A 25,424-nucleotide genomic window follows, 5' to 3' on the forward strand; every position below is an offset into this window, starting at 1 on the left:
TCGGGATAACCCTAGAAACCGCCATTTTCACACTCCAGTTCGCACGAATTGTCCTGTTCTTCGATCGAATCGTCAAAAAAAAATTAGACCCTCATTCCAACAATCTTTGGCAGAGAACAGGAAAAAGGACATGGTCATGAGTGGAGACAAAAGCTGGCTTGAGCTGCACGAGCGGGTGTGTGTGGTCACCGGTGCAGCCAGCGGCATCGGCGCATCGGTGGCCCAGCGTTTGACGCAAGTGGGCGCGCGTGTGGCACTGCTCGATCGCGATGCACAAGGCTTGCAGCGCATGCACGATCAGCTGCAAGCGCAAGGCGTGCAGACCCTGGCGGTGAACTGCGACATCAGCGATGCGGCCAGCGTGCAAGCGGCCGCAGAAAAAGTCCAGTCCACATGGGGCACCGCCTACGCACTGATCAACAACGCGGGCCTGCTGCGTTCTGGCGGCTTGGCCGATGTGAGCCTGGACGACTGGAACGCCGTGCTGGCGGTCAACCTGACGGGCTACCTGCTCTGCGCCCGCGCCTTCGGTGCGGCCATGCGCGAGGCCGGTGAAGGCTGCATCGTCAACGTGGCCTCCATCTCGGGCTTGTTCCCACAAAGTCACAGCGGCGCCTACAGTGCCAGCAAGGCCGGCGTGCTGCAGATGTCCCGTCAGCTGGCTGTCGAATGGGGCCCACATGGCGTGCGCAGCAATGCGATCTGCCCCGGCATGATCCGCACCGCTTTGTCGGCCAAGTTTTACGAAGAGCCTGGTTTTGAGGCCAAGCGTTCAGCCGTCACCGCCAGCCGCCGCATCGGCGAGCCCCAAGACATCGCCGATGTCGCGATCTTTCTGGCCAGCCCTCGTTCGGGCTATGTCAACGGCGCCGAGCTCGTTGTCGACGGGGGCATGTCCTGCATGTTGATGGACATGGTGCCGCGTCCTGGCTTCAACCAAACCGCTTGAGGAAACAAAAATGACAAACTATTTCGAGTGCGATTTGCTGGTGGTGGGCTCGGGCGCTGCAGGCTTGTCTTGCGCCATCACGGCCAAAAAGCGTGGGCTGGATGTGGTGGTGATCGAGAAAGAACCTGTGTTCGGCGGCACCACCGCCCTGTCCGGTGGCGTGCTCTGGATTCCCCTGAACGCGCATGGCCGCAAGCAAAACTCGCAAGACACGCTGGATGCAGTGCGCACCTACATGATGCAAGAGACCGGCACTTACTACGACGAAGCGGCGGTCACAGCTTTTCTGGATCAGGGTCCGAAGATGGTGGACTTCTTCGAGCGCGAGACCGAGATGAAATTCATCCCCACGCTCTACCCGGACTACCACCCAAACGTGCCTGGCGGCGCGCCGATTGGCCGCTCCATCCTGGCGCAGCCTTATGACATCCGTGGTCTGGGCAAAGACATGCCTCGATTGAAGCCCCCGCTCAAGACCATCACCTTCATCGGCATGATGTTCAACTCGTCCAATGCGGACCTCAAGCATTTTTTCCAATTCACGAAATCACTGACGTCCTTTTTGTACGTGGCCAAACGGCTGGTCAATCACATCAAAGAACTGGCGCTGTACCAACGCGCCATCAACGTGACCAGCGGCAATGCGCTGGCCGCGCGCCTGGCCAAATCGGCGCTGGACCTGGGCATTCCGATCCTGACCTCGACACCGGCCAAACGGGTGCTGACCGAAAACGGCCAAGTGGTTGGCATGGGGGTTGGAGGCGAAAGTGGTGACCGCGAAATCCGCGCACGCCATGGCGTGGTGCTCGCTTGCGGTGGCTTTCCGCAAGACGTGCAGCGCATCGCCAAGGCTTATCCGCACCTGCAAAGTGGCGGGGAACACCTCTCCCCTACCCCCGAAACCAACACCGGTGATGGCGTGCGCATGGCCGAGACTGCAGGCGCCGATGTGGACTTGCGCTTCAAAGATGCAGCCGCCTGGATGCCCGTGTCCAAAGTGCCATTTGGCAACGGCGAATTTGGTGTGTTTCCCCATTTATTGGACCGTTACAAGCCCGGTGTGATTGGCGTTCTGCGCAACGGCAAGCGCTTCACGAATGAATCGAACTCGTACCACGATGTGGGCGTGGCCATGATCGAAGCCTGCAAAGGTCAAAAAGAAACCGTGATGTGGCTGGTCTGTGACAAGACCACCTTGGGCAAATACGGGCTGGGCTTCGTCAAACCCGCGCCGATGCCCTTTGGCAAATACATCCGCAATGGTTACCTCTTTGAAGGCAAGACCTTGGCCGATCTGGCCCAGGTCACCGGCATCGATGCGGCCGGCCTGGAAGCCACCGTGCGCGAATACAACACCGGTGCTGTCAAAGGTGTGGACGAACAACACGCCCGTGGCACCACCGCCTTCAACCGCTACCTGGCCGACCCCAACCACCAGCCCAACCCCTGTGTGGCACCGGTTGAAAAAGGTCCGTTCTATGCGGTCAAACTGTTGATGGGCGACCTCGGCAGCTTCGATGGCATCCAGACCAGCGTGGTGGGTGAGGTCAAGAAAAGCGATGGCTCGGTCATCCCTGGTTTGTACGCCGTCGGCAACGACCGGGCCAGCATCATGGGTGGTAACTACCCGGCCGCTGGCATCACCCATGGCCCCAACATGGTGTTTGCCTATGTGACGGCCAACCACATCGCCGACAAGGCGGGGGCCTGAAATGAGCCGGCTCACCAAACCGGTATGGAGCGCAGCATGAATGGTGCACCTGTGGCCATCGTCACCGGCGCGGCCGAGGGCATTGGCTGGGCCACGGCACAGCAGCTCGCCCATGCGGGATGGATTGTGGCCTTGTTCGATCTGAACGGTGCGCTCGCGACTGAACGTGCGCAGGCCCTGGGTGCTCAGCACTCGGGTTGGGCTTGTGATGTGACCGATGCGGACGCGGTGCAAGCGCGGGTGACCGATGTGGTGGCGCGCCATGGCCGCATCGATGGACTGGTGAACAACGCCGGGATCGCCGATCAGACCGCACCGACTCTACAGCAAGACATCGCCGCGTTTGACAAAGTGTTGGCTGTGCATTTGCGGGGAGCCTTTCTCATGTCGCAACAAGTGATTGCGCAGATGACCCAGCAAGCCCGTGATGCCCACGGCAACCGGGGCGCCATCGTGAACATCGGCTCCATCGCCAGCTTTGGCGGCATTCCCGGTCGCAACGCTTACTGCGCGGCCAAGGCCGGTGTGCTCGGCATGACCCGGGCACTGGCCAGCGAATGGGCGCGCCGTGGCATCCGCGTGAACGCTGTGGCGCCCGGTTATGTGAAGACCGCCTTGGTGGCCAGCCTGGTCGAGCGCGGTGCCATCGATGCCCAGGCGATTGCCCGCCGAACCCCCATGGGACGCATGGCTGCGCCCGAAGAAATTGCCCAGGTGATCGCCTTTTTGGCCTCACCCCTTGCCAGCTACATCACGGGCGCTGTGTTGCCAGTGGACGGTGGCTGGACCGCCTTGGGTGCGCCCGAGGCGGCGCTGGGCCCGATTGAAGAAGATTAAAAAAAGGAGACAACCCAGATGTTGACGATCAATTTATTCAACGGCCTGGTCTACGGCGCATTGCTCATCGTGATGTGCTCGGGCCTGGCCCTCATCTATGGCCTGCGCCGGGTGGTGAACTTTGCCCATGGCTCGCTGTACATGCTGGGCGCTTACCTGGGCTATTCGATTTCGTTGCACAGCAATTTCTGGGTGGCTTTGATCGCGGCACCGGCCATCATGGCCTTGTTCGGCGTCTTGCTGGACCGCTATGGCTTTCGCCTGCTCCAAGACCGCGACCCGCTCACGGTGGTGCTCGTCACTTTCGGTCTGCTGCTCGTGATTGAGGATCTGGTGCAAACCACTTGGGGCAAAAGCAACCTGTCCGTGCCGGTCCCTGAAGCCCTGGCCTTCAGCGTCGACTTGTTTGGCACGCCTGTACCGGCCTACCGCTTGTCTGTGATCGTGATCGGGTTGCTGGTGGCGCTGGGCCTGAGCCTGTGGCTGCGCTTTTCCAAGGTGGGTTTGTTTGTCCGTGCCGCCAGCACCGACCCCGTGACCACCTCCATGCAAGGCGTGAACACCGATTTTCTGAGCGCAGGCGTGGTGGGCCTGGGCACGGCGTTGGCGGGTCTGGCCGGTGTGGTGGCCGCGCCCTTCCTGTCCTTGTCTCCGGCCATGAGTTCTGACGTGATCATCGACTCCTTTGTCGTGGTGGTGATCGGCGGCCTGGGCTCTTTGGCTGGCGCGTTCATCGCGGCCTTGGTGTTGGGCATGGTGCAGGCCATTGGCGCGGTCTACCTGCCCGATGCCGCGGTGCTGCTGCCCTTCGTGTTCATGATCGGCATCCTGATCTGGAAACCCTCCGGTTTTGCCGGCAGCCGCACTTGATCAAGAGGAGTTGATGAGCATGAGTTTGAAAAAATCTTCCCTGGGTGCCCTTGCAGCGCTGGCCATGGGGGCCGTGGTGGCCTTCGGTGTGTCATCGAGCACGCTGCTGTCGCTGCTCACGCAGTCCATCATTTACGCGGTGTTTGCGCTGGGTGTGGGCGTTTTGCTCAAGCAAAACGGCATGGTCAGCTTTGGCCACGCCTTGTTCTTCGGCGGGGCCAGTTACCTGATCGGCATCTTGCTGCAGCTGCAGCTCATGTCGGCCGAACTGGCCATTGTGGTGACCTTGCTGGCCGTCACGGCGGCGGCCTTCCTGATCGGGCTGGTGATCGTGCGGGTGCCGGGCGTGGCCTTTGGCATGTTGACACTGGCCATCGGTCAGATGTTTTTCCTGACGGCATCACGCGCACGTGGCCTGACCGGCGGCGCTGACGGCATGAACATCGATTGGCCTTCGCGTCTGTTTGGTTTTCCGATGTCGCAAATGCTCAAACCCGCCACGATGTTCCTGGTCTGCTGGAGCACGTTGGTGGTGGTGATGTTCCTCTTGGCATGGCTGATGCGAACCCGCTTTGGCGGCATCACCGAGGCGGTGCGCGACAACGAAGAGCGCGCCCGCTTCATCGGCATCACCACCTTGCTGCCCCGTGCAGCGGTGTATGCGCTGTCCGCCTTGGTGACCTCGGTGGCGGGTGTGCTCTCGGCCATGAACACCGGCTTTGTCTCCCCTGAAAGCATGCACTGGAGCCTGTCGGGTGTGGCTTTGATGATGGTGGTTGTGGGCGGCTTCAAGGCGCTGTGGGGGCCAGCCGTCGGTGCCGTGGTTTATTTCATGTTCAAAGACATTTTGGGTGAACACGCCACGCACTGGATGACGATTTTCGGCATGGCCCTGATCACGGTCATCGTGTTCTCGCCCACAGGTGTGGCGGGATTGTTTGACCGCTGGGTCCTGGGCAAGAAGCCCTCGATCAAGGTCGGCGGGCACTGAGCGGGAGAACAGCATGACAAATTACGTATTGCAAGCAGACGACGTGGCCATCCACTATGGTGGCGTCAAGGCGGTCGATGGCGTGGCCCTCACGCTTGAAAAAGGCCAAATCCGAGGCCTGATTGGCCCCAATGGCGCAGGCAAATCCACCGTGATCGACGCGATCACCGGCAGGCGCAAGCTCACACGGGGCAAAGTCAGTTTGCTGGGGCAAGACGTTTCAGCGCTTGGCGTGGTGGAGAGGCGCATGCGCGGCTTGTCACGCAGCTTTCAACGCACCAGCATCTTTGGCCAAATGACGGTGTACCGCCAAATTGAACTGGCCTCACACAAGATGGGCGTCAAAGATTCCGCTGCCGACGCCGAAGCCGTGCTCAAAGAGTTGGATTTGTGGTCACTCAAGGATTCGGCGGCCGAAGATCTCGGCTACGGCGAACAGCGCCGTCTGGATCTGGGCCTGGCTTTGGTGGGGCGGCCCACTGTGCTGCTGCTGGACGAGCCCATGGCGGGTTTGTCGGTCAAGGAATCTCTGGATCTGGCGCAGCACTTGAAAAAACTCACCTCCAGCTGGGACGTGTCGGTCTTGCTGGTGGAGCACGACATGGATGTGGTGTTTGGCATCTCCGATGTGGTGACGGTGTTTGAGTTGGGCCGTGTGATTGCCAGCGGGGCGCCAGCTGAAGTGCGCGCCAATCCACGTGTCCGTGAAGCTTATTTGGGGAGCGCAGCATGAGCGCCTTGTTGAGTCTGAAAAACGTCCACGCCTACTACGGTGCGGCGCACATCCTGCACGGCCTGGACCTGCATGTGAACCCGGGTGAGCGGGTGGCCCTCATCGGGCGCAACGGGGTGGGCAAGACCACGGTGGTCAACACCATCCTGGGGCTGGCCAGTCTGCAAGATGGGCATGTGGCTTTTGGTGGCAAAGAGCACACCAAGCTGCGCGCCTACATGGCGGCGCAGCATGGCATAGCGGTGGTGCCGCAAGGTCGGCGCATTGTGGCCAACCTGACGGTGGAAGAAAACCTGATCCTGGGCGCCGCCGTGGGCCGCAAGGGGCCATGGTCAGTGTCCGAAATCTACAAAATTTTCCCGATCCTGCAAGAGCGCGCCCACACACCCGGCACGGCGCTGTCGGGCGGCCAACAACAGATGTTGGCGGTCGGGCGTGCACTGATGGCCAATCCAGCCTTGATCTTGCTGGACGAGCCGACCGAAGGGCTGGCCCCTGTGATCGTGGACCAGCTGGCCGTCATCTTCAACCAGGTGGCTGACCAAGGCACGGCGCTTTTGTTGATTGAACAAAACATGAGTCTGGTCGTGCGTGTGGCTCGGCGATACCTGGCCATGGCCAAGGGCGCCATCGTCGCGCAGGGCGAAGTCGTCAATTCCCGTGATGGTCTGCATGCACTTGAAAACCACGTCATGGTCTGAGCGTCCCATTTTCCCCAACCGATGTCCGGACGGTTTCCGGCAAATTCCCACAAAAGGAGACAAGCATGTTCAAACTGAAAACCATCCAGCGTTCACTCGTCGCTGCGGCCCTGATGGCTGCGCTGCCCATGGCGGTTATGGCACAAGGCAAAGAACCGGTGAAGGTCGGCCTGGTGTCGTCCAAATCGGGCGTTTTTGCTCAACAGGGTGAAGAGGTCATGCGCGCCATCAAGTTCGCCATCGACGAAGCCAACGCCAAAGGGGGCGTGGACGGTCGCAAAATCGAAGTGAAGGAAGCCGACGACGAAGGCACGCCGGATGCAGGTCGTCGCGAAGCCGAAAAACTCGCCCGAGAAGGCTACAACCTCTTGATCGGTGCGATCCCCTCCTCCATCTCTCTGGCCATTGCCCAGAACCTGGACCGTTGGGATGCCGCTTACTTTGTGGTGGCCAGCAAGTCTGACAAGTTGACCGGTGACACTTGCAAGCCACGGAGCTTTCGCACCAACCACTCCGACGCGATGGACATCGCGATGATCAACGCTTGGGCCAAGAACATCAAGGGCAACAAATTTGCCGTAATCGCTGCCGACTATGTCTGGGGTCGCGATTCTGGCGAGTCGTTCAAAAAAGCCGCCGAGGCTTCTGGCAAAAGCGTTCCGCTGAGCCTGTATGTGCCCATGGGCACCAAGGACTTCTCGCCCTACATTGCGCAGCTCAAGGCCGCCAACGTGGATGGCATTTGGGTGGCTGAAATCGGTCGTGATGCCATTGCCTTCGTCAAGCAAGCCGAAGAATTTGGCCTGATCCCCAAGACACCTTTGATCGGTCACTCTCTGATCTTGAACTTCATGATCAATGCGACCGGCAAGGCCCTGGAAGGCACGCCCGGCACGACCGGCTACACGCCCGACATCGACACGCCCAAGAGCAAGGCTTTTGTGGCCGCCTGGAAGGCCAAGTTCAACCGCCTGCCCACCGACAACGAAGGTCAGGCCTACAACGGTGCACAGGTCATGCTGGAAGGCGTCAAGCTGGCCAAGAGCAACAAACCTGAAGAGGTCAGCAAGGCCTTGCGTGGCGCCCAACTGGACACCATCTACGGCAACGTGACCATGCGTGCGGCCGACAACCAACTGGTGCTGCCCAACTACGTGGGCCGTGCCAAAGTGGTCGACGGTGTGTTGCGCCCTGTGGTCGAGCAAACCTTCCCCGCGTCCATCGTTCCCGCACCATCGCCACTGTGCAAGATGTGAAGCCAGGGTGATGTGAAGAACAAGCCGCCTGTGCTTCATCGCCAGGCGGCTTTTTTACGGGAGATCAAGCATGCATATTTTGGTGACCGGCGCGACCGGAGGCATTGGCCAAGGCATCTGCGAGGTGCTGGCCTCGCAAGCGACGCAAGAACTGAAGCTGACGGTGGCCAGCACGCAAAACGGCGAGCGCCTGGCGGCCGTGATTCAGGCACTGGGTGACATGGGCGTTCAAGCGCAAGGCGTGGTGGGCGACGTGACCCGCCCCGAAGATGCACGGCGCATGGTGCAAGAGGCGCTGACTGGCCATGGCGATCTGGACGCCTTGGTCTGCGTGGCGGGTGCATCAGGCCCAGGCAAGCTGGCCGAACTGTCGGTGGAGCAATGGGACTTGACCTTCAACCTGAACACCCGCTCGGTGTTCCTGATGGCACAAGCAGCTTACCTCTCACTCAAACGCACACGCGGCAGCATCACGGCCATCGCTTCCATGTCGGGCTTGCATCCGCATCCGGGTTATGGTGCTTATTCACCGGCCAAAGCCGCGCTCATCATGCTGTGCCGACAGCTGGCACAAGAGTGGGGACCAGAAGGCATACGAACCAACACGGTGTGCCCGGGCATGGTCCGAACCCCTCTGACCGAAGCGGTCTACCAAGATGCCGACACCAAAGCGCGGCGCGAAGCCCTGGTGCCCATGGGGCGCATCGGTCGGCCCGATGACATTGGGCAAGCCGTGCATTACCTGATCAGCGCCCATGCAAGCTACGTCAATGGTCAAAACCTCGTGGTCGATGGCGGCGTGGCCGACCACATGCTGACCATGATCCCGGGGCGCCCCGGCCAACCACCTGTGAAAAATTGACATGAATCCGACCTATCTCTCGCAATCCTTTGGTCTGCAAGGCCGCACTGCTTTGGTCACCGGCTCGGCCAGAGGCATTGGCTTGGCCATCGCCACGGCACTGGGGCACGCTGGGGCGCGGGTGCTGATCAATGATCTGCACCCGCAAGCTTCAGCCAATGCCGTGCACAGCCTGCAAGCACAAGGCATTGAGGCGCGTGCAGCCTGTTTTGATGTCGCCGACATGGCCGCTGTTCAAGCTGCCGGACAAGCGCTGGACACGGGGGGCTGGTCGGTCGACATCCTGGTGAGCAATGCCGGCAACCAAAATCGCAAAGCCCTGGTGGAGATGAGCCGGGAAGAATGGCAAAAAATCCAGGACGTGCATGTGGGCGGTGCGTTCAACTGCTCTCGGGTGTTTTTGCCCGGCATGTGCGCACGGGGTTTTGGCCGGGTCGTCATGACCTCGTCGGTCTCGGGCCAGTCCACCATGCCGCTCATTGGCGCTTATTCCACGGCCAAGGCGGCCTTGGGAGCCATGGCCCGCGCGATCGCGGTGGAGTACGGCGCCAGTGGCATCACGGCCAATGCGATTGCGCCCGGATTTGTGCGTACGGAATTCACAGCGGGTCTGCAGCAGCGCGAAGGTTTTGAGGATTTCTTGCGTCAAGAGGTTCCGCAAGCGCGTTGGGCCACACCGGAAGACATTGCCCCTGTGGTTTTGTTTCTGGTGTCCCCCGCAGCGGGGTATGTGAATGGCCAGACGCTGGCCATTGATGGCGGCTTGCTGGCCCAGATGTGAAGCATTGAAGAGCGCAACGCCCGAAGCGTCAGAGGTGACAGGGCTTGCGCTTGTTACATTCCATACTTGCACCCTTACTCATCGGAGCACGTATGAAAATAATCGGCATGATCGGCATTGGCATGATGGGCCACGGCATCGCGAGCAATTTGCTCAAGCACGGGCAAAGCCTGATGGTGCTGGAACACCCCGGCAACCAGCCGTTGAACGCCCTGCTGGCTGCAGGCGCACGCACCTGCACCACCCCACAGGCCCTCGCGGCGCAATCGGATGTGATCATCCTGTGCGTGACAGGCACGCCGCAGGTCGAGGCGGTGCTACTGGGCGAAGACGGCGTACTCAAGGGCATGCGCCCGGGCACCATCGTCATCGACTGCTCAACGGCCGTGCCCGCCTCCACTGAAAAGGTCGCGGCCATGGTCATCGCCCAGGGCGGTCAGTTTCTGGACTCGCCCATGACGCGCACCCCCAAGGAAGCCGCCGAGGGCCGATTGAACTTGCTGGTGGGTGGCGATGCCGCCCTGTTTGAAACCTGCAAACCCATCCTGGCCTGCTTTGCCGAAAACATCGTGCACACCGGCCCGATCGGCTCGGGCCACCGCATGAAGCTCTTGCACAACTACGTTTCGCTGGGCACTGTGACCTTGCTGGCCGAAGCCGCAGCGTGTGCGCAGTTGTCGGGCGTGAACGCGCAGACCTTTGTGGAAGTGCTGTCCAAGGGCGGCGGCTGGGGCGCGGCGCTCGACCGCCTCAAGCCCACACTGGCCACAGGTGACACCTCCGGCCTGCGCTTTTCCATGAGCAATGCGCTCAAAGACCTCAGCTACTACAACCAGATGGCCATCGACTCCCATGCCGACCACACCGTCGCACAAGCCGTCAAAAACACGCTGGAAACCGCTTGCAAAGAAGGCGACCCGAATGGACTGGTGCCTGAGCTGATTGATCGGCTGGTCAAACGTCAAGCGGGCTGATGAACCATGCCCGCGGCAGAAGGCGCGCTCGCCCCCCACGACTGGATCGCAGGCCTTGAAAAAGGCCTGCACCTCATCGAAGCCTTTGATGCGGCACACCCTCGACTGACGGCCACTGAAATGGGGGCACGTTGTGGCATGACCCGGACTGCTGCAAGGCGTTACCTTAAAACGCTGGCGCATCTGGGTTATGTGGGCACAGACGGCAAGCTTTATTGGTTGATGCCGCGCATCTTGCGACTGGGCCACGCCTACATCGAATCCGCTCGCTTGCCCCGACTGGTTCAACCGGTTTTGCAGCGCATCACCTCAGGCACAGAAGAAATCGCCTATTTGGGCGTTCTCGATGGCGACGATACGATTTTCATTGCGCGCAGCGGACTGCAGCGGCACACCGCCAGCGGCTACATGCCGGGCACTCGCATGCCCGCACAAGTGACGGCTGCGGGCATGGTGATCCTGGCTTGTGGCGAAGAAGCGGCCATGGACGAGTGGTTACAAGTCCATGAACTGCGTTCATTCACATCCTTCACCCTGGCCAGCAAACAAGTGCTGCGCGAAAAACTCATGGCTTTCAAGCACCAGGGCTGGGCAGTCTCCGAGCAGCAACTGGAGCTGAACTTTCGAGGCATCGCGGTGCCCTTGCTCGACCGGAAAAATGTGGTCCATGGCGCCATCAGCTTGACCATGCCCATCAACCGCGAAGAAACCGACCATGCCCTGAATCGGATCTTGCCAGTCCTTCAGGAAGCGGCGCGTAGCCTGCGCCCGCTGCTTTGAAGTTCAAACGGTAGCGGCAGTGGTGGTGTGCGCACCGCCCAAAAACAGGCGCTCCATCTGCGGATCGGCCAGAATTTCTGCGGCCGATTTGTAGAGCACCAAACGGCCCGACTCCAGCGCGATGGCATTGTCCGAGTACTTGAGCGCGCTCTTGACGTTTTGCTCCACCATCAGCACCGTGGTGCCCTGGTCGGCCAACTTGCGCAGCAGCTTGAACACGTCTTGGACCACCATGGGTGACAGCCCAATCGAGGGCTCGTCGATCAGCAAGACCTTGGGCCGCAGCAGCAAGGCGCGGCCGATTTCCAGCTGCTTTTGCTCACCGCCCGACAGGGCCGAGGCACGCGAGTTGATGCGCTCTTTCACACGAGGGAAAAACTCCAACACTTCCGGGATGCGTTCGTGCGTGGTCTTCATGCCCAGCGTGATGCCGCCCAGCTCCAGGTTTTCATACACGCTGAGCTGGCCAAACAGGTTGCGGCCTTGGGGTACAAAAGCGATGCCATCGGCCAGCAGCGCTTTTTGCGTCGCGCCAGTGATGTCCTTGCCGTTCAATTTGATCTTGCCCTGGCGGGGCTTGAGCAAACCGAACAGGGTTTTGAGCACGGTGGACTTGCCCGCGCCGTTGGGGCCGATCAGCAGCGTGATCGAGCCCTTGGGCACTTTGAAAGACAGGTTGTTCAGGATCATGAAATCCTTGTAACCCGCGACCACGTCGTCGAATTCGATGCAGGTGTCTGTTGTTGTGGCGGTCATGTCAGTTCCCCAAGTAAGCGTCGAGCACCTGCTTGTTGGCGCGGATTTCTTCGGGTGTGCCAATGGCCATCACCTGGCCCTCGACCATCACCATGATGCGGTGGCACAGGTCCATGACGAAGTCCATGTTGTGCTCGATCACCACAAAGCTGCTGGACTTCCCGTCGGCTCTTCGGGTTTGGTTCAGTTCTTTGAGCAAAGTGCTGATGCCGCCCACGAGGGAAGGGTTCACACCGGCGCAAGGCTCGTCGAGCAAGACCAGATCGGGCTCGCTCATGAAGGCCATGGCGATGTCCACCAGCTTTTGCTGGCCATAGCTCAGCTCACCGGCCTTCTTATCGGCCACATGGCGAATGCGAAATTGGTCAATCAACGCATCGGCCTTGGCACCCAAACCCGAATCGGTGGGCGCAAACATGCGACTGAACATGCTGCCTTGGTGTTCTTGCGCCGCCACGATCAAATTGTCGCGCACGCTCATCTTGCCAAACACCTGAAGCGTTTGAAATGTACGGCCAACGCCACGGCGGTTCAATTCGAGCGGGCCGAGTGTGGTCACGTCCTGGCCGTTGAGTTCGATCTTGCCCTCGTCGGGGGTGATCTGGCCCAGCATGCTGTTGAACAAGGTGGTCTTGCCCGAACCGTTCGGGCCGATCACGCCAAAGATTTCGCCAGGGCGCACTTCGAAGGACACCCCACCCACGGCCTGAATGGCGCCGTAGGCTTTCTTCATGTTGGTGACTTTGAGGACGGGCTGGATCATGCTTTCACTCCTTTGCCAGCAGCAGCGCGGGCGGCCGAAGCTGCGCGTGATTGGCGGCGGGCCTTGATGCGGTCGGGGATGCTGAGCAAGCCATCGGGCAGCCAGATCATGAGCACCACCACAGCGGCACCAAAGACAAACAAATACCAGGCTTGTGCAAAGCGCAACCATTCAGGTAACACCACGCCGACCGCCGAGCCCAGAATCGGACCCAAGAAGTAACCCGGGCCACCGACCACCACCATCAAGTACATCATGATGGACGCCCCCACAGTGAACAATGCTGGGTCAATGAACTGCACCTGCGAGGCATACAAACCACCAGCCACACCCGCATACACAGCACCAATGGCAAAGCTCAACAAGGTGTAGCTTCGGGTGTCGATGCCCAGGCTTTCGGCACGGATGGCGTTGTCACGCAGCGCAGTGAAGGCCTTGCCCCAGGGCGAGCGCAGCAGGCCCCACAACAGCAGCGCCAGCACGATAGTGAAAAACAGCACAAGATAGTAATAAGCCAGGTTGCCGTCAAAGCTGATGCCGCCCAAGCTGGGGCGAGCGATGTTGTTGATGCCGTAAGTACCGCCTGTGAGCCACTCTTCGTTGCGCATCACCAGCCACAAGGCTGAGTTGAACCCCAACGTGGCAAACGCCAGATAGATGGTCTGCACACGCAGTGCCGGAAAGCCGAGCGCCAGGCCGGTAAAAAAGCAAATCAGCGCAGCCACTGGCAAGCCCAGCCAAAAGCTGAAACCCGCCTTGAGCATGATGGCCACGGTGTAGGCCCCGATGCCAAAGAAAGCGGCATGACCCAACGACTTTTGACCGGCATAACCCACGGTGAGGTTCAGGCCCATGGTGGCGATGATGAACACCAGCCAAGTGGTGAACATGTGGATGCCGTAGTTCTTGAGGAAACCGGGCACGATGATGAGTGCGGCCAGAACGAGCACCGCCAGCAACAGGTTGAGCTTTTTCATACTTTGCGCTCCTCTTTCTTGCCGAGCAGGCCCTGAGGCTTGAACAAGATCACGACCATGAAGATGACCAGGGCGACCGCGTCTTTGTAAGCGGGCGAGATGTAGGCTGCCGCGAGGTTTTCACAGACACCCACCAGCAAGCCGCCCACCAGCGCACCGCGCGAGTTGTTGAAGCCGCCAATGATGGCGGCGAAGAAGGCCTTGTTGCCCAAGCCCTCACCCATGTCGAACTTGGCCAGATACGTGGGGGTCACCAGCAAGGCGGCAGCGGCCGCCAGGATCGCGTTGATGGCGAAAGTGTAGAAAATCATGCGCGGCACGTTGATGCCCAACACCGAAGCGCTTTCGGTGTTTTGGGCCACCGCCTGCATGGCGCGGCCCGTGACGGTTTTGTTCAAAAAGGCCTGCGTCACCAGCACCAGCACCATGGCGAACACGAAGGTGCCCACGTCACCGGCAGAAAAGGTCACGCCCATCACGTCAAAGATCACGTCCGGAAACACCTGCGGAAAAGGTTGGGGTTCAGCGCTGTAACCGGCGCGCACGCCATTGCGCATGGCGATCGACAGGCCAATAGTGGCCACGACGATGGGCATCATGCCGTACTTGAACAAAGGGTCCACCAGACCGCGCTTGAACATCCAGCCCAAAATCACGACCGACAGCACGATGGTCAATGCGAAAGCGAAATACAACGACAGGCCCGAGCCCAGCAGCATCACCATCATGAAGGCGGGCAACATCACGAATTCGCCTTGCGCGAAGTTGATGGTGCCAGACGCCTGCCACAGCAAGGTGAAGCCCAAAGCTGCCAGCGCATAAATGCTGCCGGTGGCCAGGCCACTGAAGAAGAGTTGTAAAAAGTCGGTCATGGATGAACTCCGAAAACTGGGGGTGCAGGCATTACACAGGCCGCCTGCGCGGGCTGATGCAGCCCGCTTGGCCTGAAAAAAGGCGGGCCTCGATAGAGCCCGCTTTGTTTTCAACCACGCGGATTACTTCTTGGCGTTCAGTGCTGGCAAGGTCGCGTTGATCACGGGGTGACCGTTCTTGACTTCGATCAGGAAGCTCTCGCGATCCAGATCGCCTTTGTCGTCAAAGCACACGTCCATCAGGATGCCGGGGTGTTGCTTGACGTTGAAGCAGCTGTTGCGGATGGCTGCAGCCACGGCCTTGCGATCCAGCTTGCCGGCTTTTTCAATCGCGGCCTTGAGCACGTACATGCCGGTGTAGCCCTTGATGCCGTTGTGGTCCGACTCGGTCTTGTATTCGGCCTTGTACTTGGCACCGAAGGCCTTGAACTGAGGGGCATCGACCGTCAGACCCACGTGGGCCAGCGCGCCGTTGGCGGCTTCGCCAGCCAGCTCGATCACTTTCTGGCCTGTCAGCGTGGTTTCGCCGATCAGCATTTTCTTCACGCCTTGCTTGCGGAATTCGCGCAGGGCACGGGCCGACTCTTCTTCGTTGGTGTACACAAAAATCGCATCGGCATCGGTCTGCTTGGCTTTGAGCACAGCGGCCGAGAAGTCCACCTGACCAGCGTCGGTCGAGATGTCGGCCACGACCTTGGTCGAAGTGCCTTCGAGCAGCTTGGTCAAGGTGTCACGACCGCCTTTGCCGAAGTCGTTGTTCACATAGACGATGGCCAAGGTCTTGGCTTTGGACGTGATGAACTTGGCCAACTTGGGGAAAGACACGCTCTGACCGAAGGCGGTGCGGAACACATAAGGGTTGCCTTGTGCGGTGATCGCAGCGGCTTCACCACCGGTGAAGTTAGGCGTTTCGCCACGCTTGGATTCGGCCATGGAGACCATGATGGAGCCGGAGTACACGGGGCCAAAGATGGCGAAGGTGTCGTTGTCCACGGCCTTTTGGGTCAAGCCCTTGGCCACGCCAGGGTTGGTCTGGGTATCTTCGGTGGTGTAGCTGATTTTCTTGCCCAGGATGCCGCCGGAGGCGTTGATTTCCTTGATGGCCAGTTCCACCCCGTTCTTGAACACGGTACCGGCGGTGGTGCCGGGGCCCGACAATTCAACGATGTTGGCGATCTTGATGTCTTGGGCTTGTGCCAAGCCAGACACGGCCAATGCGGTGCAGACGGCCAGGGTTTTCAGGGTAGCTTTCACAGAGGTCTCCTCGTGGGTGGAATCAGGCCAGCTTGCACGGCCAGGGGGTTGAAAAACGTTTTTCCATGCAGGGCAAGGTGATGCGAATGTAGTGGGCATTTCCAACAACCTTGCCAAGCAGGCGAGGCTGATAGTTCAATGATCGCGCCAATGCGTTCGATGATCGAACGTATTAGGGGTTAGACCCGAGAAGCGTCGACCCCGCCAAAGCATGCCGAGCGGCCGCATGGGCGAACACCAAACCGGGACCAATCGTGATACCGGGGGCCGGGTACACACCGCCCATGATGGAATTCATGTCATTGCCCACGGCATACAAACCGTCTATCGCCTGGCCCTTTGCATTGAGCACCTGCGCGTGTTCATTGGTCTGTAGGCCTTGCGCCGCGCCAATGTCGCCGGGGTAGAGCTTGACGGCGTAGTAAGGGCCTTCGCTCATCGCCCCCAAATTGGGGTTGCGGCCACCGGCTGCGGTATCGCCGATGTTTTGCTGGTAGGCCGTGACACCGCGCTGGAACTGCGTGTCCACGCCAGTCTGGGCGAATGCGTTGTTATCAGCCACCGCTTGGGCCAAGCCCTCGGCCGAGATGCCCAGCTTGTGGGCCAACGCATCCAGACTGGCACCTTCGGTCAGGTAGCCATCGGTCAGAAACGGCGCCAGGCCTTTGCCACCGGGGCGCACCATGCCCATGCCGTATTGGCGCAGGGCTTTGGCATCGGCCACCAAATAAGCGGGGACGGCTTGCTGGGCCGCCTGCATGCCCAGTGCAAACAGGTGGTAAGAAGTGCTCTCGTTCACAAAGCGCGCACCGGCCTGGTTGACGGTGATCATGCCTGGCTTGGCGCGGTCCATCACGAAGTGCGGGAACACCGCCGTGCTGCCGTCGGCACGTTGGCGCAAGGAAACCGGTGCCCAGAAGGCGGGGCTTTGTGCGCCCTGCCCTTCAACGGCGCCCAAGCCGCGTGCCAAAGCCTGCGCCTCGCCAGTGTGGCCGGGGGCAGCGGGGCACCACTCGGCGGGAATGCCGGGCAATTTTTCAGCGCGCAAAACCGGGTCGCGGTTGAAGCCACCACTGGCCAGCACCACGCCATGCTTGGCCAGCACGCGGGCCTTGCCGGTGGCGCTGCTCAAACGCACGGCCACCACGCGGCCTTTGTCGTCGCGCTCCAGTGCATCAACCGAGGTCTTGAGCGCCAAGGTCGCCGTGCCTTGCTTGGACAAGGCATGCAGCAAGTGGCCCACCAAGGCGTTGCCCATCACCAAACGGGTGCCGCGGGCGTGGGACAGGCGATCGCGCAGATGCCGCCACAGGATGCTGACCGAATGCTTGAACGAGGGCCAAGACTTCGTCATGGCCAGCAAATGGTTGATGTCGGTGCGGTCCACCATCATGCCGCCGAGCACCGTGAATTCAGGGATTGGCGGGCGCAGCAGCGGGAACAATTCGCCCAGCAAGCGGCCATCGAAAGGCACGGGCTCCAGCGCACGGCCATTCAAGGTCGAGCCAGGCAAATCGCTGATGTAGTCCGGATGCTTGGGGTAAGGACGGAATCTCACTGGGGTCTGCGCTTCGATTTTGGCCACCGCCTCAGCACCGTACTTCAAGAAGGCGTCACGCAAAGCCGCAGGCGCTTGTGTGCCCACGGCATGGTTCAGATAAGTCGTCACATTGGCAAGGGTGTCACTTGGATTGACCTTGGCAGCATGGTGTGTGCCCGGCACCCAGGTGGTGCCCGCCGACCAGGCGGTGGTGCCGCCGACAAATTCGGTGCGTTCAACCACCAGCACTTTGGCGCCATCGATGGCGGCAAACACTGCCGCCGACAAACCCGCACCGCCCGCACCGATGACCACCAGGTCAAACTCGGCGCCGTCTTTCAAGCCTTCCAGACCGTTCTTCAGAACTTGCATCTCATTTCCCCATTAAAAATTCGACCATCAGGTCTTTGACCTGGACGAACATCTCGGACCCGGTCAGGGTGTTGCAGCCCCATGCACGGGCTGCGGCAATCATCTGTGGCACAGCGGGCGCGGTGATCACGCAACCGACAAACAAGTCCGGCTTGAACTTCGAAGCATCGATCGGGTGCGGATCGCCCTCTTTCATGCCCATCGGTGTGGCGTTGATGGCGATGTCAAAGCCTGTCGGGTCGCTGCTGCCTGCGACCACGCGGCACTGACCCAGCGCGGCCAGACGCTGCACCAACGTATCGCGGCGCGCAATGTCTTCGTCATGGATGGCCAGTTCGCGCAAGCCGCCTGTGGCCAGTGAATACGCAATGGCCGAGCCCGCTCCGCCTGCGCCCACCAGCAAGGCTTTTTTGCCCGCCAGCTTGAGGCCTTTCAAAGCCAAAGCCTGCACATAGGCTTGGCCATCAAACATGTCGCCATGCCAAGAGCCGTCGGCATTGCGGCGCAAGGTGTTGATGGATTTCAAAAATGCGCCACGGTCCGAGGTGGTCGCGCACAGATCAAAGTAAGCGAACTTGTGCGGCACCGTCACGATGATGCCGTCCACGTTTTTGCACAAGGACACGCCCGCCATCCAGGCGGCCAGATCGGCCGGTGCCACATGGGCCGGGATGCACAAGGCGTTCAGCCCCACATCCTGAAAAGACCGGCTCACGCCCGCAGGCGATTTAACCTGGGCAATCGGATCGCCCACGATGAAATGGATGCGCGAAGCACCGTCCAGATTCAAAGGCTTGTTGGTGTTCATGGCCGGGATGATACATAAAAACGGAATTAGATTCCATTTTTGAATTTATTTCCAAAATTCAATATACTGGCGCCATCGAAACCCCTTTCCCCACTGCAAAGACCCATGCAAAAGTTCCCTCTGGCCGTGATTGGCGCTGGCGTAATAGGCCGGACGCACATCGAGCGCATCCTGAAAACACCCGAGTTCGCTTTGGTGGGGGTGGCCGAGCCGAGCCTGGCCGGTCGCCAGTGGTGCGCCGAGCGGAATATCACTGTGTTTGAAAACCACCTCGCTTTGCTGGACGCCACCCACCCCCAAGGCGTGGTGATCGCCACCCCAAACGCCACGCATGTGGAAGTGGCGGCCAACTGCATGGCGCATGGCATCGCGGTGCTGATCGAAAAGCCGGTGACCGATACGCTGCACGCGGCCGAGCGCCTGATCCAGATCGAAAAAGACACCGGCGTGCCCGTGCTGGTGGGCCACCACCGCCGCCACAACCCGATCTTGCAAAGGGCTTGCCAAATCGTGAGGGACGGACGCTTGGGCCAGGTGCTCAGCGCCAACGTGATGGCCAACTTTTACAAACCCGCTGCTTACTTTGATGTGGCCTGGCGACGCCAAGCCGGTGGCGGGCCGGTGCTGATCAACCTGATCCACGACATCGACATGCTGGTGTTTTTGCTCGGCGAAGTGCGCGCGGTGCAGGGCTGCCTGTCCAGCGCGGTGCGGGGTTTTGAAGTGGAAGACACCGGCTCAGCCTTGTTTGAATTTGCTTGTGGCACACAAGCTGTGATGACGGTCTCGGACACCGCCGTCTCGCCCTGGTGCTGGGATTTTTGTGCGGGCGAGCAAAGCCAGTACCCTCGTCAGAACGTGCAATCGCATTTTTTGTCGGGCACACAAGGCTCGCTGTCGCTGCCCGATCTGGCGCTGTGGCGCTACGAGGGCGAGCGACACTGGCACCGCGAAATGATGCGCGAGCAAAGCCGGGTACACGAGATCGACGTGTATGTGCAACAGTTGCGCCACTTCCGCGCGGTGGCCGAAAAACGCGAACAGCCCATTTGTTCGGCTCTGGACGGCTGGCGCACCCTGCAAGCCACGCAGGCCCTGCTGCACGCGGCGCACACGGGCCAGCGGCAAGTCTGCCCGGCATTCACAGCGTGAAGGAACACTCATGAGCGGCGTCCTCGAAAGAACCCTGGGCATTCTCGAATTGCTATCGCAACACGGCGAAGGCCTGGAGTTGGCCGCGATTGCCGACCGGCTGGACATTCCTCGCAGCGGCACACACCGCCTGCTGAGCGATCTGGTGCGCCTGGGCTATGTGCGTCAGACACGCGGCCACGGCGACTACCTGCTGACCACCAAGCTGGTGTCCATGGGCCTGAGTTACCTCAGCAACAGCGGCATCGTCGACATCGCCCAGCCCCTGCTCAACCGCTTGGCCGAAGTCTCGGGCGAGCTGGTGCGCTTGTCGGTGGTCGACGGCGAGCGCCTGACCTGGGTGGCCCGCGCCCAAGGCGCACGCCAAGGCCTGCGTTACGACCCCGACATGGGCAGCGATGCCCGCCTGTCCTGCTCGTCCTCGGGCTGGGCCTTGCTGTCGACGCTCAGCGATGACGCGGCCCTGGCCTTGGTGGCCAAACAAGGTCTGGGCCAGCCGGAACAGTTCGGCCCTGCCGCCCCCACCAGCTTGCAAGCCGTGATGGAGGCTGTGACCCAAACCCGCGAGCGCGGTTACAGCCTGACCACCGACACTTATACCGCTGGCCTGTCGGCCATGTCCGCACCTGTGCGCTTTGCGGGTCAGCCCGCGTTTGGCGTGCTGACAATTGCAGGCCCCACCGTGCGCTTCAACCTTGAAAAAATGCAAGCCCTCGCGCCCGAGCTGCTCAGCATCGCGCAACAGCTGGCCGCGTCCAGCGGTGCATCGCCATTTTTCAGCCTGACCGCTGAGGTCGGCAATGCAACACCCACCGATGGGCGCAAGCCAATTTACGCACTCTGAGCCGAGCGGATTGCCCATGCCTTCGAACTTCACACCTGACAACACCTGCGACTTGCTGGTCGTCGGTTCTGGGGCCGGGGCACTGTCTGCCGCCGTCACCGCCGCGCACCTGGGCCTGAAGGTCATCGTGGTCGAGAAAGACCCGCAATACGGTGGCACCACCGCCTGGTCGGGCGGCTGGATGTGGGTGCCACGCAATCCGCTGGCGGTCGATTCGGGCCTGCTGGAGCGCATCGAAAAACCGCTGTCTTACCTGCGCCGCGAATTGGGCGAAAAATTTGACGAGTCCCGCGCCCTCGCCTTTCTGAAGAACGGCCCGCGCATGGTCGAGTTCTTTCGTCGCCACACCGCGCTGCAGTTCATCGATGGCAACGCCATCCCCGACTTTCATGGCCACACCATCGACGCGGCCCTGGGTGGCCGCTCGATTTGCGCGGCGCCTTTTGATGCCAGACAACTGGGCGAGCGCCTGCACGACCTCAAGCCCCCGCTTCACGAGACCACCTTGTGGGGCATGGGCATCGCCTCGGGTGCTGAGCTGCGGCATTTTTTAAACGCCCTGCACAAGCCAGCCTCGTTCTGGCACGTCGCCAAACTGCTGCTGCGCCATGGGCGTGACCTGCTGGTGCACCGCCGGGGCACGCGACTGGTCAATGGCAATGCGCTGATCGGTGGGCTGGCTAAGTCCGCCTATGATCTGGGTGTCGACATTCGCGTGAACAGCCCGGCTGTGCGGCTGCTGCAAAACGAAGGCCGCGTCACGGGTGCCGTGATCCAAACACCGCAAGGCGAGGTCAGCATCCAAGCCCGCTGCGGCGTGGTGCTGGCCACCGGCGGCTTTCCACACGACCCAGCGCGCAAACAGCAACTGCTGCCCCATGCCCCCACGGGCCATGAGCACTGGTCGGCTGGCAACCGGGGCAACACGGGCGACGGCCTGCGCTTGGGCGAATCCGCAGGCGGCGTGGTGGCGAGCGACTTGGTGCAAGCGGCAGCATTGGCCCCCGTGTCCTTGGTGCCCCGCCAGGACGGCAGCTTGGCGCATTTCCCGCACCTGATCGAACGCGCCAAACCCGGCCTGATCGCTGTCACATCCAAGGGTTTGCGCTTTGCCAACGAGGCCAACTCATACCACGATTTCATGCAAGACCTGCTGGCCGCGACACCCGCCGATCACAAGCCTGAGGCCTGGCTGATTTGTGACCACGCATTCATCCGCTACTACGGACTGGGCGCGGTCAAGCCCGCACCCATGCCGCTCGGCCCTTGGCTGAAAAACGGCTATCTGAAACGCGGTCAATCACTGCTGGAGTTGGGCGAGGCTTGCGGCATCGACGCCCAAGCCCTGCAAGCCACGGTGCAGAGCTACAACGCCTTGGCGCAAGACGGCAAGGACCGCGACTTTGGCAAAGGCGAAACGCCCTACAACCGCATCCAGGGCGACGCCATCAACGCCAGCCGACGCGGCCTGCGCAACCCCTGCATGGGCCCCATCAAGCGCGGCCCGTTTTATGCCGTCAAAGTCGTCATGGGCAGCTTGGGCACCTTCGCCGGTCTGCGCGTGAACGACCACGCACAAGTCATCGACGCCCAAGGCCAAGCTATTCCCGGCCTGTATGCCGGTGGCAATGATCTGAGCAGCATGATGGGCGGCCACTACCCGGCCGGCGGCATCACACTCGGCCCGGCCATGACTTTTGGCTTCATCGCCGCGCACCACGCCGCAGGTCGCGACCCTGCGACCACCTGCGAATACCCGATCACGACAATTTCAACTGACACCTCGAAAGCCAACACCATGTACTACGAACTCGCCACCATGACCCTGCCCTTTGGCACCGCAGGGCAAGCCGCCACGCATGTGCAGGCTTTTGCCACTGCGCCTGATTCCCAAGGCGAATTGCTGGGCTGCTGGTTCACCGACATTGGCGTGCTCAACCAGATGATCGTGCTGCGCGGCTTTGCCACATTGGACGCTTTGCAGGCCGAACGCGAGCGCACCCAGCAAAGCGCCAGTCCGTTCGGCTGCGGCGAAATTTACCAGTCGCTGGAGCAACACAGCTACAAAGGCTTCCCCTGGATGAAGCCCGTGCGCCCCAGCGCTGAGAGTGGCATCAGCGGCCCGGTCTACGAAATCCGCACCTACGGCATCAAGGCCGGCGGCGTGCAGCCCACCATCGACCTGTGGGAACAGTACGTGCCCGCCCGCGACAAGCTCTCGCCTTGCGTGGTGGCCATGGTGGCACTCGACGGCCCGCTGCGTTTCACCAACATCTGGGCCTACGACAGCCTGAACGCCCGCAGCCAGATCCGCGGCGAAGCCGTGGCCCAAGGCATCTGGCCGCCCAAAGGCGGGCCAGCGCACCTGACGACGAACATGGTCTCGACGATGGCCATGCCCACGGCGGTGTCGCCACTGAAGTAAACCGATGACACGCATCTACTCCCTCGCCTACCTGAGCTCGCATCGCTGCCCGCCTGCACAAGCCGTCCAGGTCGCCGCGCAAACGGGCTACAGCTTTGTAGGCCTTCGCCTGTGGCCCAACGCCCCCGGCGCGCCACAACAGCACCTGCTGGGCCAGCCTGAAGCCCTGCGCGAAACCCTGGCGGCACAGCGTGACACCGGCGTGGGCGTTTTCGATCTGGAAATCATCCGCATCAGCGAAAGTTTTGACCCGCACACCTGGGATGCGCTGTACGACGCTGGCGCGGCCCTGAAAGCCAAGGCCATTTTGGTGGCCGGTGACGATGCCAACGAAGCCCGCCTGACCGAGAACTACGCCCGCCTGTGCGAAGTCATGAAGCCTTTTGGCATGACAGCCGATCTGGAGTTCATGCCATGGACAGCCGTGAAAGACGCGAAATCGGCGCTGCGCATTGTGCAGAACGCGGGTAGCCCCAACAACGCAGGCATCCTGGTCGATGCGCTGCACTTTGGCAGGTCCAACACCACGCTCGACGACATCCGCGCCATCCCGCGCGAACTGCTGCACTACGCACAAATTTGCGATGCCCAAGGGGGTCTGAATTTCACGACCGAAGAAATGATCCACACTGCCCGCTGCGAGCGCCTCTTGCCTGGCGACGGCAGCATCGATGTGCAAGGTCTGTTTGACGCCCTGCCCGCCGACCTGCCAGTCAGCGTCGAGGTGGTGAACTTTGGCCGCGAAGCCCAGACCTCGGTACAGGACTGGGCCGCCGAATGCCTGGCCAAGAGCCGCCCTTTTGTGGAAGCCTGAGCCATGTTCCGCCGTTTTGAAAAACTCTCCCGCCTGCCTTTCTTCTTTGGGGCACGTTGGTTCAGCAGTGCTTGAAAAGCCGGATCTTGTAGGTCGGCGGCTTTAGCCCCGACAAGCTGCTGTGCTGCACTGTGTCGAAGCTGAAGCTCCGACCTACAAATAACCACTCACAAGCCAACATCTTTCAAACATCCGGAGCACCTCATGGACTTTTCTCTCAACGACGAACAAAAAATGATGATCGAAACGGTGCGCCGTTTCATCGCCGAAGAACTGCAGCCCCTTGAGCACGAGATCGAGGACAAAGGGTTTCTCGACAACCGCAAAGCCCAAGCCATCCACGACAAAGCCAAGGCCCTGGGCTTGTACGGCATGAACATGCCGGCAGAGCTGGGCGGTGGTGGCCTGTCCAACATGGACCGCATCCTGTGCGAAGAGCAGTTCGGCCACACCACCGACATCCTGATCCGCCGCGCTTTTGGCAATGTGTACGAGCCACTGCTGCATTGCAAGGGTGAGCAAATTGAGCGCTGGCTCAAACCCGCAGTAGCGGGCAAGCGCACCTGCGCCATCACCATCACCGAATCGGGCGCAGGCTCGGACGCGGCAGGCATCAAAACCAACGCCAAGAAAAACGACAAAGGCTGGGTGCTCAACGGCACCAAGCACTTCATCAGCGATGGCGAGTGGAGCGACTTCTTTTTGGTGTCAGCCAAAACCGGCGAAAAAGAAATCTCGATGTTCATGGTGGACAAAGGCTTGGCCGGTTTCACCGTGGGCAAAGACCAGAAGATGATGGGCCTGCGCGGCACGCCGCATCTGGAGCTGTTCTTTGACAACGTTCAACTCGAAGACGCCGCCCTGCTGGGCGAAGCGGGTCAGGGTTTCAAGCTGGCCATGGGAGCGCTCAATGTGGTGCGCTTGGCGCAGGTGGGTGCCCGCGCCGTGGGCAAGGCCACGCATGTGTGCGAGTTGATGCTGAACTGGTCCAATGAACGCAAGCAGTTCGGCACCAAGATCGGCGATTTCCAGATGGTGCAGCAGATGATCGCCGACAGCGTGATCGAGATCAACGCCGCCCGCTGGATGGTCTACCACGCGGCCTGGATGCTGGACCAAGGCATGGACGCACGCGAGCAGATTGCCATGGTCAAAGTGCACGCGGCTGAGACCCTGGGCCGCGTGGTGGACCGTGCGGTGCAGGTATTTGGCGGCATGGGCTTTTGCAAGGAGTTGTCCATCGAGCGCTATTACCGCGATGCACGGATTTACCGCATCTATGACGGCACCAGTGAGATCCACCGTGGCGTGATTGCCAAGAGTGCAATGAAAAAAGGCGCTGTGCTGTTTGATGTGAACCGCTGAATTTTTCAACGACACGCCGCATTGCAAGCGGCAGCAC

At 60.9% G+C, this 25,424-nt stretch carries 24 protein-coding genes; 17 read left to right on the plus strand and 7 right to left on the minus strand.

All coding sequences use genetic code 11. The features are described from left to right. Positions 1-130: 130 nt before the first annotated feature. From B9Z51_RS01085 to B9Z51_RS01140, 12 genes are all read left to right on the plus strand, one after another. On the plus strand, positions 131-949 hold the full coding sequence (locus tag B9Z51_RS01085) for an SDR family NAD(P)-dependent oxidoreductase (RefSeq protein ID WP_108371086.1): 819 nt from the start codon (positions 131-133) through the stop codon (positions 947-949). 10 nt (positions 950-959) lie between these two features. Then, the gene (locus B9Z51_RS01090) at positions 960-2,660 is read left to right on the plus strand and encodes an FAD-dependent oxidoreductase (protein ID WP_108371088.1); all 1,701 of its coding nucleotides are present in this window, start codon (positions 960-962) and stop codon (positions 2,658-2,660) included. 36 nt (positions 2,661-2,696) lie between these two features. Then, positions 2,697-3,497 (plus strand): SDR family NAD(P)-dependent oxidoreductase, encoded by an 801-nt coding sequence (locus B9Z51_RS01095; RefSeq protein ID WP_108372595.1) that lies wholly within the window; start codon positions 2,697-2,699, stop codon positions 3,495-3,497. 18 nt (positions 3,498-3,515) lie between these two features. Then, positions 3,516-4,367, plus strand: coding sequence for a branched-chain amino acid ABC transporter permease (locus B9Z51_RS01100; RefSeq protein WP_108371090.1), 852 nt, complete (start codon positions 3,516-3,518; stop codon positions 4,365-4,367). A 19-nt stretch (positions 4,368-4,386) separates the two neighbouring features. Further along, positions 4,387-5,358 carry a branched-chain amino acid ABC transporter permease gene (locus B9Z51_RS01105; RefSeq protein ID WP_108372597.1) on the plus strand — a complete coding sequence of 324 codons (972 nt, stop codon included), beginning with the start codon at positions 4,387-4,389 and terminating at the stop codon, positions 5,356-5,358. A 13-nt stretch (positions 5,359-5,371) separates the two neighbouring features. Further along, on the plus strand, positions 5,372-6,091 hold the full coding sequence (locus tag B9Z51_RS01110; protein WP_108371092.1) for an ABC transporter ATP-binding protein: 720 nt from the start codon (positions 5,372-5,374) through the stop codon (positions 6,089-6,091). Then, positions 6,088-6,792: an ABC transporter ATP-binding protein gene (locus B9Z51_RS01115; protein WP_108325227.1), complete on the plus strand. Its 705-nt coding sequence runs from the start codon at positions 6,088-6,090 to the stop codon at positions 6,790-6,792. The genes B9Z51_RS01110 and B9Z51_RS01115 overlap by 4 nt, the downstream gene beginning before the upstream one ends. Before the next feature lie 65 nt (positions 6,793-6,857). Then, positions 6,858-8,048, plus strand: coding sequence for an ABC transporter substrate-binding protein (locus B9Z51_RS01120; protein ID WP_108371094.1), 1,191 nt, complete (start codon positions 6,858-6,860; stop codon positions 8,046-8,048). 70 nt (positions 8,049-8,118) lie between these two features. Then, a complete protein-coding gene (locus B9Z51_RS01125; protein WP_108371096.1) occupies positions 8,119-8,910 on the plus strand; it encodes an SDR family NAD(P)-dependent oxidoreductase in 792 nt (263 codons plus the stop codon). Position 8,911: 1 nt separating this feature from the next. After that, entirely contained in the window at positions 8,912-9,691 is a 780-nt protein-coding gene (locus B9Z51_RS01130; RefSeq protein ID WP_108371098.1) for an SDR family NAD(P)-dependent oxidoreductase, read from the plus strand. A 92-nt stretch (positions 9,692-9,783) separates the two neighbouring features. Then, complete coding sequence (locus B9Z51_RS01135) at positions 9,784-10,665, plus strand: NAD(P)-dependent oxidoreductase (RefSeq protein WP_108371100.1); 882 nt, start codon at positions 9,784-9,786, stop codon at positions 10,663-10,665. 6 nt (positions 10,666-10,671) lie between these two features. Beyond that, positions 10,672-11,445, plus strand: a complete 774-nt coding sequence (locus B9Z51_RS01140; RefSeq protein WP_108371102.1) for an IclR family transcriptional regulator C-terminal domain-containing protein — start codon at positions 10,672-10,674, stop codon at positions 11,443-11,445. Between the two features lie 3 nt (positions 11,446-11,448). Here the strand turns inward: B9Z51_RS01140 and B9Z51_RS01145 are convergent, their stop codons facing one another. From B9Z51_RS01145 to B9Z51_RS01175, 7 genes are all read right to left on the minus strand, one after another. After that, the gene (locus B9Z51_RS01145) at positions 11,449-12,201 is read right to left on the minus strand and encodes an ABC transporter ATP-binding protein (protein ID WP_108371104.1); all 753 of its coding nucleotides are present in this window, start codon (positions 12,199-12,201) and stop codon (positions 11,449-11,451) included. A 1-nt stretch (position 12,202) separates the two neighbouring features. Next, positions 12,203-12,964, minus strand: a complete 762-nt coding sequence (locus B9Z51_RS01150; protein ID WP_108371106.1) for an ABC transporter ATP-binding protein — start codon at positions 12,962-12,964, stop codon at positions 12,203-12,205. Continuing rightward, the gene (locus tag B9Z51_RS01155) at positions 12,961-13,941 is read right to left on the minus strand and encodes a branched-chain amino acid ABC transporter permease (RefSeq protein WP_108371108.1); all 981 of its coding nucleotides are present in this window, start codon (positions 13,939-13,941) and stop codon (positions 12,961-12,963) included. The genes B9Z51_RS01150 and B9Z51_RS01155 overlap by 4 nt, the downstream gene beginning before the upstream one ends. Continuing rightward, on the minus strand, positions 13,938-14,813 hold the full coding sequence (locus tag B9Z51_RS01160; RefSeq protein ID WP_108371110.1) for a branched-chain amino acid ABC transporter permease: 876 nt from the start codon (positions 14,811-14,813) through the stop codon (positions 13,938-13,940). The genes B9Z51_RS01155 and B9Z51_RS01160 overlap by 4 nt, the downstream gene beginning before the upstream one ends. 123 nt (positions 14,814-14,936) lie before the next feature. Continuing rightward, complete coding sequence (locus B9Z51_RS01165; RefSeq protein ID WP_233254779.1) at positions 14,937-16,067, minus strand: ABC transporter substrate-binding protein; 1,131 nt, start codon at positions 16,065-16,067, stop codon at positions 14,937-14,939. A gap of 172 nt (positions 16,068-16,239) precedes the next feature. Further along, a complete protein-coding gene (locus B9Z51_RS01170; RefSeq protein ID WP_108371112.1) occupies positions 16,240-17,979 on the minus strand; it encodes an FAD-dependent oxidoreductase in 1,740 nt (579 codons plus the stop codon). A 1-nt stretch (position 17,980) separates the two neighbouring features. Then, positions 17,981-18,787 (minus strand): shikimate dehydrogenase, encoded by an 807-nt coding sequence (locus tag B9Z51_RS01175; protein WP_108371114.1) that lies wholly within the window; start codon positions 18,785-18,787, stop codon positions 17,981-17,983. Positions 18,788-18,892: 105 nt separating this feature from the next. On the opposite strand from B9Z51_RS01175, the gene B9Z51_RS01180 reads away from it, so the two are divergent. The 5 genes from B9Z51_RS01180 to B9Z51_RS01200 all read left to right on the plus strand — a co-directional run bounded on the left by B9Z51_RS01180 (position 18,893) and on the right by B9Z51_RS01200 (position 25,387). Continuing rightward, positions 18,893-19,939, plus strand: coding sequence for a Gfo/Idh/MocA family protein (locus B9Z51_RS01180; protein WP_108371116.1), 1,047 nt, complete (start codon positions 18,893-18,895; stop codon positions 19,937-19,939). Between the two features lie 10 nt (positions 19,940-19,949). Then, positions 19,950-20,783, plus strand: coding sequence for an IclR family transcriptional regulator (locus B9Z51_RS01185; protein WP_108371118.1), 834 nt, complete (start codon positions 19,950-19,952; stop codon positions 20,781-20,783). Between the two features lie 16 nt (positions 20,784-20,799). Next, on the plus strand, positions 20,800-23,208 hold the full coding sequence (locus B9Z51_RS01190) for an FAD-dependent oxidoreductase (protein WP_108371119.1): 2,409 nt from the start codon (positions 20,800-20,802) through the stop codon (positions 23,206-23,208). A gap of 4 nt (positions 23,209-23,212) precedes the next feature. Next, on the plus strand, positions 23,213-24,022 hold the full coding sequence (locus B9Z51_RS01195; protein WP_108371121.1) for a sugar phosphate isomerase/epimerase: 810 nt from the start codon (positions 23,213-23,215) through the stop codon (positions 24,020-24,022). Between the two features lie 204 nt (positions 24,023-24,226). Next, the gene (locus B9Z51_RS01200; protein ID WP_108371123.1) at positions 24,227-25,387 is read left to right on the plus strand and encodes an acyl-CoA dehydrogenase family protein; all 1,161 of its coding nucleotides are present in this window, start codon (positions 24,227-24,229) and stop codon (positions 25,385-25,387) included. Positions 25,388-25,424: the final 37 nt, after the last annotated feature.

It is taken from the genome of Limnohabitans sp. T6-5, assembly GCF_003063315.1.
Classification (GTDB): Bacteria; Pseudomonadota; Gammaproteobacteria; order Burkholderiales; family Burkholderiaceae_C; genus Limnohabitans_A.

Excerpts from the sequence above, each read along its gene's own strand:
- B9Z51_RS01085 (WP_108371086.1), top strand. The coding sequence starts at position 131 with ATGGTCATGAGTGGAGACAAAAGCTGGCTTGAGCTGCACGAGCGGGTG.
- B9Z51_RS01090 (WP_108371088.1), top strand. The coding sequence starts at position 960 with ATGACAAACTATTTCGAGTGCGATTTGCTGGTGGTGGGCTCGGGCGCT.
- B9Z51_RS01095 (WP_108372595.1), top strand. The coding sequence starts at position 2,697 with ATGAATGGTGCACCTGTGGCCATCGTCACCGGCGCGGCCGAGGGCATT.
- B9Z51_RS01100 (WP_108371090.1), top strand. The coding sequence starts at position 3,516 with ATGTTGACGATCAATTTATTCAACGGCCTGGTCTACGGCGCATTGCTC.
- B9Z51_RS01105 (WP_108372597.1), top strand. The coding sequence starts at position 4,387 with ATGAGTTTGAAAAAATCTTCCCTGGGTGCCCTTGCAGCGCTGGCCATG.
- B9Z51_RS01110 (WP_108371092.1), top strand. The coding sequence starts at position 5,372 with ATGACAAATTACGTATTGCAAGCAGACGACGTGGCCATCCACTATGGT.
- B9Z51_RS01115 (WP_108325227.1), top strand. The coding sequence starts at position 6,088 with ATGAGCGCCTTGTTGAGTCTGAAAAACGTCCACGCCTACTACGGTGCG.
- B9Z51_RS01120 (WP_108371094.1), top strand. The coding sequence starts at position 6,858 with ATGTTCAAACTGAAAACCATCCAGCGTTCACTCGTCGCTGCGGCCCTG.
- B9Z51_RS01125 (WP_108371096.1), top strand. The coding sequence starts at position 8,119 with ATGCATATTTTGGTGACCGGCGCGACCGGAGGCATTGGCCAAGGCATC.
- B9Z51_RS01130 (WP_108371098.1), top strand. The coding sequence starts at position 8,912 with ATGAATCCGACCTATCTCTCGCAATCCTTTGGTCTGCAAGGCCGCACT.
- B9Z51_RS01135 (WP_108371100.1), top strand. The coding sequence starts at position 9,784 with ATGAAAATAATCGGCATGATCGGCATTGGCATGATGGGCCACGGCATC.
- B9Z51_RS01140 (WP_108371102.1), top strand. The coding sequence starts at position 10,672 with ATGCCCGCGGCAGAAGGCGCGCTCGCCCCCCACGACTGGATCGCAGGC.
- B9Z51_RS01145 (WP_108371104.1), bottom strand. The coding sequence starts at position 12,201 with ATGACCGCCACAACAACAGACACCTGCATCGAATTCGACGACGTGGTC.
- B9Z51_RS01150 (WP_108371106.1), bottom strand. The coding sequence starts at position 12,964 with ATGATCCAGCCCGTCCTCAAAGTCACCAACATGAAGAAAGCCTACGGC.
- B9Z51_RS01155 (WP_108371108.1), bottom strand. The coding sequence starts at position 13,941 with ATGAAAAAGCTCAACCTGTTGCTGGCGGTGCTCGTTCTGGCCGCACTC.
- B9Z51_RS01160 (WP_108371110.1), bottom strand. The coding sequence starts at position 14,813 with ATGACCGACTTTTTACAACTCTTCTTCAGTGGCCTGGCCACCGGCAGC.
- B9Z51_RS01170 (WP_108371112.1), bottom strand. The coding sequence starts at position 17,979 with ATGCAAGTTCTGAAGAACGGTCTGGAAGGCTTGAAAGACGGCGCCGAG.
- B9Z51_RS01175 (WP_108371114.1), bottom strand. The coding sequence starts at position 18,787 with ATGAACACCAACAAGCCTTTGAATCTGGACGGTGCTTCGCGCATCCAT.
- B9Z51_RS01180 (WP_108371116.1), top strand. The coding sequence starts at position 18,893 with ATGCAAAAGTTCCCTCTGGCCGTGATTGGCGCTGGCGTAATAGGCCGG.
- B9Z51_RS01185 (WP_108371118.1), top strand. The coding sequence starts at position 19,950 with ATGAGCGGCGTCCTCGAAAGAACCCTGGGCATTCTCGAATTGCTATCG.
- B9Z51_RS01190 (WP_108371119.1), top strand. The coding sequence starts at position 20,800 with ATGCCTTCGAACTTCACACCTGACAACACCTGCGACTTGCTGGTCGTC.
- B9Z51_RS01195 (WP_108371121.1), top strand. The coding sequence starts at position 23,213 with ATGACACGCATCTACTCCCTCGCCTACCTGAGCTCGCATCGCTGCCCG.
- B9Z51_RS01200 (WP_108371123.1), top strand. The coding sequence starts at position 24,227 with ATGGACTTTTCTCTCAACGACGAACAAAAAATGATGATCGAAACGGTG.